This window comes from Clostridium sp. DL1XJH146, from assembly GCF_054819755.1.
The window spans coordinates 37991-49535 of sequence record NZ_JBTVVN010000028.1; the positions used below are offsets into that span (position 1 = coordinate 37991).

Here is an 11545-nt window from a genome sequence, read left to right on the forward strand (position 1 = left end):
TTCTCCTTTATTTCATTAGTTTATCAAGTAATTTCATAACTTCATCAACTTTTTCATCACCTGTATCATTTAAAAAGGCTTCCTTTACACAATGGTTTATATGTTGTTTTATTATCATTGAATTAGATTTTTTTAAAAGAGCTTGTGATGCAATAATCTGATTAGAAATATCTACACAATATCTCTCATCCTCTATCATTTTAATAATTCCATCTATCTGTCCTCTTGCAGTTTTTAAATATCTCATTGCTTTTATTTTTTCTTCGTTCACAAAAGTTTCTCCTCTCCTCCCCTGTGGGGGGTGTTATATTTCTATTGTAATCTTTTCTTCATTATATGTCAATTTATTTAAAATAATAAAAATCAGATTTACAATATTATTATGTTAATCAATTAGTGCTAAATATATACCCTACAGTTATAAAAACTAATCTTCTAGCAAAACCACAGAAGGATGAAAATGAAAAAAATCAAGGTAATCAATAAATTTTAAGTTTAGATTACCTTGCTTTATTCGTTGTAAGAAAGTTTTACTTTAAAAACTTGTGTATAAACCATCCCAAACAATTTTCCTGTAATTTTCCTTATCTGTGTCTCCTTCAGTTGAAATACAAAGGATTTTTGAATTCCTATCTAAATTTAATGTTTCTTTCATATTTATTAAATTTGGATTTAGCATAACCTCTGCAACAAATCCAAGTGTTGCTGCTCCACTTTCTCCGGATATTACTTTACTATCATCTTTAAGTGGATTTGCAAGCACTCTCATGCCCTTTGCCGCAACATAATCTGGCACTGACACGAAATTATCTGCATAGTTCTTAAGTATATTCCAACCAATAGTGCAAGGCTCTCCACAAGCAAGACCAGCCATTATTGTGTCCATATTGCCGGAAACGATATGCAGCTTGTCATCTCTAGCCTCAGCTGTTCTATATATACAATCCGCTTTGTTTGGCTCAACTATCGTAATGATTGGACGCTCTTTCTTACTATAAAAATCAGCAAAAAAACCTGTAATTGCACCGGCCATAGCTCCTACTCCCGCTTGAAGAAAAATATGTGTCAATTTTTCTCCATTTAATTGCTGAGCTATTTCATGGCCCATAGAAGTATATCCTTCCATAATCCATGCTGGGATCGTCTCATACCCATCCCAAGAAGTATCTTGCACTAAAACCCAACCGTATTTTGCTGCATTATTGCTTGCATAACGAACAGTGTCATCGTAATTGAGCTCTGTAATACAAGCCTCTGCCCCGAGAGTTTTAATGTTATTTAAACGTTCAACTGCACTTCCTTTTGGCATATATACTACACTTTTGTAACCCAGTTTAGCCGCAGTCCAAGCAACTCCCCTGCCATGGTTCCCATCTGTGGCAGTGACAAAGGTAATATCTCCAAGCTGCTTTTTAATCTCTGGACTATTGATTTTTTCATAAGACAGATCCTCAATATTCATTCCCAGTCTACCTGCTATATATTTCCCAATGCAATAACTTCCACCGAGTCCCTTAAAAGCATTCAGTCCAAATCTAGCACTCTCATCTTTAACATAAATATTCTTTACATTTAGATAATTAGAAAGTTCTTTTAATTCAGCCAAAGGTGTGACCGAATAATCAGGAAAACTTTTATGAAATGCATTTACTTTTTTAGCTCTTTCTACACCAAATGCTTTTACTGAATATTCATCTTTGTCACTTCTATCATAATGTACAATTTTCATATATTCACTCATAAATTCCCTCTTTTCCACTTAATTTTCTTTTTTTACTAGTAACTACAATAGCTTCATTTCAACAAGTTTTCTTTATACAATTTTAAAACTTGATAAAAAAAACTTGTCTAGCAATCCTATGAAAATAAAGACGTATCTACTTATTCATTTCCACAAAATCAGCAATATCTTGTAAAACTATTATAATAATTATTGCGGCATACGAATTCTAATTAACTCGGCAAAAAATTCAGCACCCGTCTCTAGTATGTCATCATTATAATCAAATTGAGAATTATGAAGTGGCGTATTTTCAGAAGCGACACTATTTTTGCCACTGCCAAGGAAAACTAAACATCCTGGAATATGTCTCAAAAAAGTGCCAAAGTCTTCCGATGCCATCCAAGGCTCACAATTTGTATTTACATTGCCTTCTCCAACAATATTCTTTCCTGCTTCTGCTACATAATTTACGCATTTCTCCCAATTGACTGTTGGTGAAAACTCATGAGTATATTCAAATTCACAATCTGCGCCATTCATTTTACAAATACCTTCACAAATGTCTCTCATTCTCATTTCAATGAGATTCTGCGTTTCAACGGTATAACTTCTGGTATCGCCTAAAATTTCAACATTAGATGGAATGGCATTGTGGACACCATCTGTATAAATCTCTGTACACGAAACCACAACAGGGTGCTGTGGATTTGTATTTCTAGAAGATATTGTTTGCAGACCAAGTATAATCTGTGATGCAATGACAAGTGGGTCAACACCTAAATGAGGACTTGATGCATGAGAGCCTTTTCCTTTTATATGTATTTTAAAGTTATCTTCACTTGCCATAATTCCACCTGAACGTGTGTGAATAGAACCTTCAGGAATAAATGGCGTATTGTGAAATCCAAAGATCTCATCAATAGGATATTTTTCAAGCACCCCATCATCTATCATTGCTTGAGATCCTTTTCCTGGCTCCTCTGCAGGTTGAAAAATAAACCTCACCGTACCATTAAAGTTTCTTCTTTCAGCAAGCAGTTTAGCAGCTCCTAGCATAGTTGTTATATGACCATCATGTCCACATGCATGCATTTTCCCAGTAACCTTTGACGCATAACTGAGCCCACTCTTCTCGGACATATTAATGGCGTCCATATCGGCTCTAAGACCAATAGACTCTTTCCCATCTCCAACTTTAAGACTTGCAACAATACCCGTTTTGCCAATATTTTTATGAACTTCATAGCCCATATTTATAAGAATATCAGCTATATATTTTGACGTATTTTCTTCTTCAAATGCACTTTCAGGATGCATATGAAAGTATTGCCTCCATTGCTTTAACTGATTTATAAACTTAGTATTATTCATAATCGTCCTCCTTTCTATATACAACTTTATTATTATATTTTAACATATTTTAGTTGTATATAATTAGAGTATTCCCTATAATATTCAATACTTCTTTTTTAATAACTATTTTATAGTATATAATGGTAAAATAAAATTAAAAACTACTACAATATGAACTGATCCAATTAATTCGGTAAATTGAAACAATATACATTCTACTTAATGTGAGGTAAAAAAATGAAATCAATAACTTATAAAGAAATGCTTACAAACTGTACTTTATGCCCACGAAATTGTGGCGCTAATAGATTAGAAAATAAATTAGGATTCTGTAATAGTGGCGAGACCATAAAAATTGCCCATGTATCACTTCATATGTGGGAAGAACCTTGCATATCTGGTTCTAGGGGTTCAGGAACTATTTTCTTCTCTAATTGCAATCTTCAATGTGTATTTTGTCAGAATCATAAAATTAGTTCCTCTGGATACGGTAAAGAGGTTTCTATTAATGACCTCTCAGATATTATGATATCTCAACAAGCTAAAGGCGCTCATAATATCAATTTAGTAACTCCAACTCATTATGTACCACAAATAATTGAAGCAATAAAACTAGCTAAGAATAAAGGTTTGTCTATCCCCATTATCTATAATACTAGTAGTTATGAAAATATTGAAACTATAAGAGCCTTGAAAGACTATATAGATATTTATCTTGCAGATTTTAAATATTTTAATAATAAATATGCTGTAGAATATTCAAATGCCAAAAATTATTTTAATGTTGCAAAAAACTCCATATCTGAAATGTACATTAACGTAGGCAACCCTGTTTTTGATGAAAACAACATGATGATTAAAGGAATTATTGTTCGTCACCTTATGCTTCCTGGTTTGTTATTTGATTCTAAAAAAATTATTGATTATATATATGATACCTATGGTCATAATGTATATATTAGCTTAATGAATCAATATACTCCATCCTTTAAAAGTTATGAGTATCCTGAAATAAATAAACCTTTAAATCCTAAACATTATGAAGTATTAATCCAATACTGTATTTCAAAGGGAATAGAAAATGCTTTTATTCAGGATGAAGGAACTGTGTCAAAGAGTTTTGTCCCTAATTTTAATGTGAGCAAAATATGAAGAATACATAAAACTATTAAACAGCTTATGTAATCCAAAGGCCTACAGCATTATATAGATGTAAAAACCATACTGCTAACTCAGTCTAAAGAAGCATAATTGCTAAATCAAAGCGCTTTAAATATTCTTGTAACGTTTTGCAGTCCTCTGGTACTTCCATAAGATATTTAAGTTTTTTCAAATCTTCCGTAGGTAAAGTAATATTTTGTATCTTTGCTACTTCAAGTGATGTATCTACTCTTAATGACCCATCTAAAATTTTATCAATATATATGTCAAAAAAATAACGCCACATCTATGCTATAATCATATCTTTTTTTATGAGCACTTGTGCTCTTAATTAAAAAGTATAAATAATTAACCGATGTATATACTAAAGGATGAAAAAATAAGTTGATAAAATTTAAGGAGATATTATGATAAAGAAGAAAGAAGCCTCTATAACAGGATTTAATTTCAATAATAGTTACGCTAGCCTGCCTAAATCTTTTTTTAGTATCATTAATCTTTTCCCTGTATCATCACCTAAATTGATTATTTTCAATGACACTTTGGCATCGTCACTTTCGTTAAATTCTGAGATATTAAAAAGTTATGATGGAGTAGAAATACTTAGTGGTAATCAGCTTCCAAAAGGAGCTTTGCCTATTGCTCAAGCTTATGGAGGACATCAATTTGGTCATTTTACAATATTAGGAGATGGAAGAGCTCTTCTACTTGGTGAGCATATTACTCCTAAAGGTAAACGATTTGATATTCAACTAAAAGGATCAGGTAGAACACCATATTCACGTATGGGTGATGGTCGAGCAACACTAGGACCAATGCTACGAGAATATATCATTAGTGAAGCTATGTATGGACTAGATATACCTACTACTAGAAGTTTAGCAGTGGTGACAACTGGTGAATCAATATATCGTGAAAGTTTACTCCCTGGTGCAATTTTAACCCGTGTAGCTGAAAGTCACCTACGAGTAGGTACCTTTGAATATGCTTCACACCAAGGAACAATTGACGAGCTTCGAGCCTTAGCTAACTACGCATTACAAAGACACTTTCCTGAAGTTAAAAATGATAAGAATCCATACCTTTCCCTACTTAAGGAAGTCATTAAACGTCAGGCTAATCTTATTGCAAAATGGCAGCTGGTTGGTTTTATTCATGGAGTAATGAATACTGATAATATGACAATTAGTGGAGAAACCATTGATTATGGTCCTTGCGCTTTTATGGATAAATATGACCCACAAACAGTATTCAGTTCTATAGATACTTTTGGTCGCTATGCATATGGTAATCAACCCTCTATTGGTGCATGGAATCTAGCAAGATTTGCTGAAACTCTATTGCCACTACTACATAACGACAAGAAACAGGCAATAAATCTTGCTGAAGATGCCATATCACAATTTACTGAGTTATATAGCTGTAATTATATTAATGGAATGAGAGCTAAATTAGGAATATTTAATGAAGAGCCTCAGGATGAACCTCTTATAGAAGAGCTCCTTAGTATAATGAAAAAATACAATGGTGATTATACAAATACTTTCCGAGCATTAACTTTTGATAACCTTTATAATACGCCTCTATTTGATAGTACAGAATTTCATAATTGGAATAAGCTGCGGCAGGCAAGATTAGATAGACAACAGAATTCAAGAAATTCCTGTCGTGAATTAATGATGAAAAGTAATCCTTCAGTAATTCCACGAAATCATCATGTAGAAGAAGCATTAGAAGCAGCCGTGGGAAAAGGTGACTATAGCGTGATGAAAAAACTTCTCGCTGTCCTTTCTAACCCGTATGCATACACAGAAGAACATGATGAATACACTGCACCAGCTCCACCATCAAGCACTCCTTATAGGACGTTTTGTGGAACATAGAATAATAGATATTGCCTTCGGGTGTTATTAATAACTTATTGATATTATGCAAATATGTATTTGTGACGCCTGAGGGTCTTCTGATTTATTTAATTTCTTTACTATACCATCATCAATAGCTCTTCTTAACCAATCTGTTGCTTGCTTTAATTGCATTAAAGCATATTTTCCAAACTCTTTCATAGTTTCTACAAATTTCTCATTATCTTTAATCATTAAATTAGCCTTGAAGTGAAGTCCAAACCTATATTACATATATCATAGTTAATTTCATTGCTAGTTTCTGCAATATCCATACTATTATCTTTTGTATAATCACTTACTAGCCATTCTTCATCTATATTTGGGCAATGATAAATCCAATTATATTCTTTAATTGTTTCTTTATCATTTTCTATCTTCTTTATTTTCTCATATACCTTAATATAAGCATTATTGTCCTCAATTTCTATATCTTTCACTTCAATATCTAAAAATTCTTCTTTAGTTCCATTCCTATTAAAGTTATTTATATCTTTATCTACTTCACTACCAGGTACTATATAATTATATATATTCTGTGAGCCATCATTTACATATTCAATCCAAGCATTATCAAAATTTATTATCAAATCTTTTAATATATTTTCAGTACTACTAGATAATTCATCATTACTATTTCTATTTATCTCACTGTTTTCCTCATCTACTACTTCCTCTTTTTCCTGTTCTGGATCTTCAATTTCTTCAATATTCAATATTTCCTTTACTTCATTATCATAGCTATTAATTTCAATTATTAAGCTATCAATTTTGCTTAAAAGATTTGTCTTCTCCTCATTATATTCTATTAGTTTATTATCTATTTCTGCTACACTATCCTGTAGTTTATCTATATCTTCATCGCCTAAATAATATACCAACATATTACCCCAACCTTTTGAAGTTATTTTCGTATCCGTAGTATAAATTATAGCATGCTCATCAGATGGCATTTTCCGAAAATATGTTGAATTTCTTCAGATTCTAACGTATATTTCAGAGCATTATTTTCAATATCATCTATTTGCAAATCAATGCTTTCTATCTCTTCCTCATTATTTAATATAGAATCAAACAAAACTCCTAATTTAATAATCTCTTCATTTTTTCCTATATCAAAATCTATAAACTCTTTTGTAAGAATTGCTCCTTCATCTATCTGTTGATTTTGATAAGCCTCAGTGATACTATTTTTGGACTTCATCAATAGCGATTAATACAAGCGATTCTTTATCTTCATTATTTTCATTTTTATCTATAAAACTTACTAATTTTTCGGTATTTTTATGAGAAGAATAATAGTTCAATTTCAATTTAATCCCTGTACTTGAATTAAAAAATATTATAGTTATCATTGTAATTATAAAAATCCCCAAGCCTATAATTACGATTTAATGGTTGTGATTTAACATCATCACTTGAAATTAAATTTTCTTTGAAATCTTCAATTTTACAACCGCAATTTTGACAATACGTACTATTTTCTAATATTTTTGCTCCGCAATTTTTACAATTCATTTATATCACCTCTGCATAGTATTTATGTATTATTAATATATTTACAACAAAACAAGTGCATAATATATATATTTTAATTTGTTAAGATATTCAAATAAATTTGTTGTAATTTGTCCATTAATATAACACTTACCATATAATAATACACTACAACTAAAAAAAGCTCCTAAAAAGCTACCGTTTATTAATCGCTAAAAGTAGAAAAAGGATAAAATTTTCCAGTACAAGCTCTAAAGCTACGAGCTTGCAACGCTTGCACCTGAAGGGATTATCACTTTAGCGGATTTACCGCCAAAAATATCTGGTGGACAAACAAAACATACAATCCCACTATGAAAGTATGCCAAGTTTGTCCACCAGTTGCACCAATGTTCCTCTTATTATTTTAAAAACCGCTATTATATCAGATACATTTATCACTGTAGATTATGATACTAACACTAGAATAACAAAACAACTTTAATTAGAAAATTGTTTTGCTTTATGCATTATTGCAAGTATACCTATTACTACTATTACTACAACTAATGGTGGACTAGCTTTTCAACTAGAAAGTCATGTACAAGCATTAAAAAGTCTTGTCCATACATTTCAACTTCAAAGCTGGTCCACATTTTGCCTACCAAGAAAGTCTCTGAAGACCCTCCAATCGCAATTTCAAGCGCCTACCCACCCTCCATTACCGGCGACTTAGTATACACCGATTACCATACTACATTTATAAACTCAACAAATATTACAATTTATATAGTATTTCTATCTTAAAAAGAAAATAGTATTTCTGTATTTTAAAAAAGAAAATATTTATTTAAAATCTACTATTTCTTTTTCTCTTTAACTAAATAGATTATCTTTACTGTTTAATTCGGTTTTCACTAAATTCCCAGCTGTGGGCAACGGGTGGGGCCAGTTTTAATTATTATTAGTCAAGCATATAAATGCTAAAATAATATTGTAGGAAGTTGCCAATATTTTAATGTACAATAATGATTAAATTATTTATAGTATTAATGGGTGATGAAAATGAATTTTAGCATAAACATTAATACTACCAACAGCGCTATCTGTTACAGCCTTATCTCTCGACCGAAATAGGCATAATAAAAGCACCTACCATTTTCTGATAGATGCTATAGTAATTCCTCATTTAATTTGCTTGATAGTTTCGATAATTCAATCTGAGCAATGCTTGCCTCTGCTCAAATGCACAGCAAAACCAATTATTTAAAATTTTCTTTGCAGTTGGCATGTATATTGTTCCACCGATACACTCTTCCAATTTTGCTTTCCATACTCTGAACTCATCATCATATGAAACTCCAATAGTTGTATCATCATATTTATGAATAGTTTGAAAGTATGAAACTCTTGATGGATACAACTTTGTGATTCCGTGCTGATTTAATTCAACATCATTAATCAATTCGATCATTTCTTTTGCCTTCATGATTGCAATCCTCCTCTATTTCATTTTATAAATAGCTCTTCTTTGATTTTCAGACATCCCGACGAATTCAATTGAGCAATCATTATCTCTTACATAGTTAAAGAATCGCTTTCCAAAAGCGCCTGTATATCGTGGTTCAAGTTCACTCCACTTGTCGCCATAAATATCAGGCAATGAAAATGGTTCGCTTTCAGCTGTGAATTTCTTATTAGCCATTTGTGCCGCTATCTCTGCCACAAAAATTGATGAGGTGTTTTGTGAAAGTAGTTTTAATCTAATTAAATCCTGAATACTTCCAACATTGTTTTTACTAGCTTGATTTTCAAGTTCCGAATACTCTGTGTCAGTTAATGACATTTTAATAATAGGCATATAAATTCCTCCTTTTACACCTTAGGCCATACTGTAATTATACTATACACCTTAGTCCACGGTGTGTCAACAGGAATTTAAATAAATAAAATACCTCTATCATCATATACAGAATCCGCCATATGCTAGTCGTTGTTCAAAGGCCAACTTCATAAGCTCTTTCGTTGGAGAACTCATGGAAGCGAATCTCTGACCGAACGGTACCACTGTAAATCCCATACCCTCTAAATTTTGTACCATCTGAACAGCACCCCATCTATCAAAGGCAATCTCTCAGATATTGAATCACTCACCTAATCTTTCGATGAACTTTTCAATATAGCCATAATGAACAACATTTCCTTCTGTTGTTTGAAGAAAGCCTTGTCTCTCCCAAACATCATACGGAACATAATCACGTCTTACTCTAAGATCCAGCGTTTCTTCTGGAATCCAAAAGTAAGGAAGGATACAATACTTATCATCCTCATCAGTAGGTGAGAATAGCACAACAAAGGCTGTGATATATGTGGTACTTGAAAGGTCAAGCCCACCATAGCAAACGCCTCCTTCAAGCTTCTCTTCTGATACAGCAAAGGAGCATTTATCCCATTTTCCCATTGGCATCCATGATACAGAATACCTTGACAATAAATGCGCATTTTCTTGTCTTTTTTATATTACCATAGTATTTTATACTATCTTTGCCTACTAAACTTATACTCTAAGGTAATTTGAACTTAAATTTAGTTTATTCTCTTATATGTTTTCAAGTTCCTGTTTGCATTGATTTTTATTATTTTTTCTTTTTTAAAATCAATCTTAATTACAAAATAACAAATATAATTCAAATTATAAAAATACAGTAACAACACTTTTTCATCTTACTTTTTTTAAGTTTAATAATTTTTAAGTATTTTAAATTCTTTCTCTTAGCTCGTATATATCTTTAGCGGACCTTTTTATCAAGCTCTTTTTAGAAATCTCATTATATTAGGAATAATTTTTCTATATTGGAGGGACAATTAAACCGAATATTAATATTTGGAGGAGATTAAATGAGAAAAAAATTTTTGATATTACTTGCTTTTGCAATGATTTTTATTTTCACTGGCTATACTTATGAAAATAATATAAGTAAAAAATCCCAGGAAGATTTTATATTATCTTTTGTATCTCAACCCATGCTCTTAGCAATTTCTGATTACTATGGTAAACCAAGAATGTTTGATTTATACGATGCTAAAATACTTGAAATGAAGCCACTTGAAGAAGGGAAACGGTTTACTTCCCAAATAAAAGTTCAAGTAAAAACTTATATATGAGCGCACAATCCTCCTTATGGACTTGAAACCATAACCATGGTTCACGATTTTACAGATATAAAAGTCACTAAATTTGAACATGAAGAATTATAAAAAAAGTAAATTTATAGTCTTAATTTATCGTATCATTAACTATAATTTTTTTTTTCATATGTAAGAATATCAACCTTTTTAATTTCATTGCATTTCTGATAATTTATTATAATATTTCACAGGATCTAGAGTACAGTATTTAAGAGCTTTATCAGTGGTAATTTCTTTATATTATGAGGCTATTTTCTTGTCTACAATTAATCTTAATCTATCACAGAAAGAATCTTTGAACACTTATCAAATATAACTTCTTCACCTTTTTATAACACTGCTACGTCAAATACTTTAACAATAGGTTCACCATCTACAACATCAAACCCATATTCCCTATCAACTATATAACTATTCTCATTAACCCTACATAAGTAAAGAGCCATCAGTAAGTCAGCTGTACTCCCTACTAAATTAAGAAGAAATATTATTGAACCGATACTTTCTGAAATAAATAATGTAGCGACAGATATTACAGTTACAGGTGCTAATAAAACTATAGCAAGCAAGTTCGTCGCCTATGGCTCCTCACAAAAAGCACCGGTGCTAATTAACAAATTGTAAATTTTGTAAATTGTTGTTTGCAATCATCGGTGCTCCTAGCATAGCCATCAACCTAACAGAACCAATTTATGTAAAATAACAAATCTAGATGTTACCTATTAGATTACAATAAAAA

General features: G+C 31.4%; 15 protein-coding genes and 1 pseudogene. 3 read left to right on the forward strand and 13 right to left on the reverse strand.

Annotated features, from left to right (window positions below):
- Positions 1-7 precede the first annotated feature (7 nt).
- The 3 genes from ACVHXK_RS13130 to ACVHXK_RS13140 all read right to left on the reverse strand — a co-directional run bounded on the left by ACVHXK_RS13130 (position 8) and on the right by ACVHXK_RS13140 (position 3094).
- Positions 8-271 carry a metal-sensing transcriptional repressor gene (locus ACVHXK_RS13130; RefSeq protein WP_461206859.1) on the reverse strand — a complete coding sequence of 88 codons (264 nt, stop codon included), beginning with the start codon at positions 269-271 and terminating at the stop codon, positions 8-10.
- A 264-nt stretch (positions 272-535) separates the two neighbouring features.
- Entirely contained in the window at positions 536-1741 is a 1206-nt protein-coding gene (dpaL, locus tag ACVHXK_RS13135) for a diaminopropionate ammonia-lyase (protein WP_461206860.1), read from the reverse strand.
- 189 nt (positions 1742-1930) lie between these two features.
- On the reverse strand, positions 1931-3094 hold the full coding sequence (locus tag ACVHXK_RS13140) for a M20 aminoacylase family protein (RefSeq protein ID WP_461206861.1): 1164 nt from the start codon (positions 3092-3094) through the stop codon (positions 1931-1933).
- 243 nt (positions 3095-3337) lie between these two features.
- On the opposite strand from ACVHXK_RS13140, the gene ACVHXK_RS13145 reads away from it, so the two are divergent.
- Positions 3338-4228 (forward strand): radical SAM protein, encoded by an 891-nt coding sequence (locus ACVHXK_RS13145; RefSeq protein ID WP_461206874.1) that lies wholly within the window; start codon positions 3338-3340, stop codon positions 4226-4228.
- An 85-nt stretch (positions 4229-4313) separates the two neighbouring features.
- On the opposite strand, the gene ACVHXK_RS13150 is transcribed toward ACVHXK_RS13145, so the two are convergent.
- Positions 4314-4523, reverse strand: coding sequence for a hypothetical protein (locus ACVHXK_RS13150; protein WP_461206862.1), 210 nt, complete (start codon positions 4521-4523; stop codon positions 4314-4316).
- 121 nt (positions 4524-4644) lie between these two features.
- Here ACVHXK_RS13150 and ACVHXK_RS13155 point away from each other — a divergent pair, with 121 nt between their 5' ends.
- Entirely contained in the window at positions 4645-6120 is a 1476-nt protein-coding gene (locus ACVHXK_RS13155) for a protein adenylyltransferase SelO (protein WP_461206863.1), read from the forward strand.
- Positions 6121-6147: 27 nt separating this feature from the next.
- On the opposite strand, the gene ACVHXK_RS13160 is transcribed toward ACVHXK_RS13155, so the two are convergent.
- From ACVHXK_RS13160 to ACVHXK_RS13195, 8 genes and pseudogenes are all read right to left on the reverse strand, one after another.
- Complete coding sequence (locus ACVHXK_RS13160) at positions 6148-6336, reverse strand: hypothetical protein (protein ID WP_461206864.1); 189 nt, start codon at positions 6334-6336, stop codon at positions 6148-6150.
- Positions 6336-7025, reverse strand: a complete 690-nt coding sequence (locus tag ACVHXK_RS13165) for a TcaA NTF2-like domain-containing protein (protein ID WP_461206865.1) — start codon at positions 7023-7025, stop codon at positions 6336-6338. Before ACVHXK_RS13165 ends, ACVHXK_RS13160 begins: the two co-directional genes overlap by 1 nt.
- 44 nt (positions 7026-7069) lie before the next feature.
- Positions 7070-7348, reverse strand: a complete 279-nt coding sequence (locus tag ACVHXK_RS13170; RefSeq protein WP_461206866.1) for a hypothetical protein — start codon at positions 7346-7348, stop codon at positions 7070-7072.
- Positions 7329-7496 carry a hypothetical protein gene (locus ACVHXK_RS13175; RefSeq protein ID WP_461206867.1) on the reverse strand — a complete coding sequence of 56 codons (168 nt, stop codon included), beginning with the start codon at positions 7494-7496 and terminating at the stop codon, positions 7329-7331. Before ACVHXK_RS13175 ends, ACVHXK_RS13170 begins: the two co-directional genes overlap by 20 nt.
- Positions 7474-7659 carry a zinc-ribbon domain-containing protein gene (locus ACVHXK_RS13180; RefSeq protein ID WP_461206868.1) on the reverse strand — a complete coding sequence of 62 codons (186 nt, stop codon included), beginning with the start codon at positions 7657-7659 and terminating at the stop codon, positions 7474-7476. Before ACVHXK_RS13180 ends, ACVHXK_RS13175 begins: the two co-directional genes overlap by 23 nt.
- 1147 nt (positions 7660-8806) lie before the next feature.
- On the reverse strand, positions 8807-9106 hold the full coding sequence (locus tag ACVHXK_RS13185) for a hypothetical protein (RefSeq protein ID WP_461206869.1): 300 nt from the start codon (positions 9104-9106) through the stop codon (positions 8807-8809).
- A gap of 15 nt (positions 9107-9121) precedes the next feature.
- A complete protein-coding gene (locus tag ACVHXK_RS13190) occupies positions 9122-9478 on the reverse strand; it encodes a hypothetical protein (protein ID WP_461206870.1) in 357 nt (118 codons plus the stop codon).
- A gap of 114 nt (positions 9479-9592) precedes the next feature.
- Positions 9593-10102 (reverse strand): annotated as a pseudogene (locus tag ACVHXK_RS13195) (terminase TerL endonuclease subunit); the annotation flags it as partial.
- Positions 10103-10515: 413 nt separating this feature from the next.
- On the opposite strand from ACVHXK_RS13195, the gene ACVHXK_RS13200 reads away from it, so the two are divergent.
- Positions 10516-10782 (forward strand): DUF3888 domain-containing protein, encoded by a 267-nt coding sequence (locus tag ACVHXK_RS13200; RefSeq protein WP_461206871.1) that lies wholly within the window; start codon positions 10516-10518, stop codon positions 10780-10782.
- A 353-nt stretch (positions 10783-11135) separates the two neighbouring features.
- On the opposite strand, the gene ACVHXK_RS13205 is transcribed toward ACVHXK_RS13200, so the two are convergent.
- A complete protein-coding gene (locus ACVHXK_RS13205) occupies positions 11136-11375 on the reverse strand; it encodes a hypothetical protein (RefSeq protein WP_461206872.1) in 240 nt (79 codons plus the stop codon).
- Positions 11376-11545 lie beyond the last annotated feature (170 nt).